This is a genomic window from Flavobacterium sp. R1_16 (genome assembly GCF_057652095.1).
Genome location: NZ_JBYFCG010000057.1, coordinates 1 through 238, shown reverse-complemented (window position 1 = coordinate 238; position 238 = coordinate 1). Strand labels below are relative to the sequence as shown.

Here is a 238-nt window from a genome sequence, read left to right as displayed (position 1 = left end):
GTTGGAGGTTCTGTAACCTGTGTGATACAAAATGTTCCATTCGGACTTGGAGAACCTGTTTTTGATAATTTACACGCTGAGTTAGGAAAGGCTATGCTGTATATATATGCAGTAAAAGGTTTTGAATATGGCAGTGGTTTTTGTGGGGCTAAAATGATAGGTTGCGAGCATAATGTTGTTTACAATGCAGATGGAACTTCTAAAACTATTCTCTCCGGTGGTATTCAAGGTGGAATTT

General features: G+C 38.2%; 1 protein-coding gene. It reads left to right on the top strand.

Annotated features, from left to right (window positions below; translation table 11 throughout):
* The coding region (locus AC23L6_RS13435) for a chorismate synthase (protein WP_487570234.1) at positions 1-238 on the top strand (238 nt) is incomplete at both ends.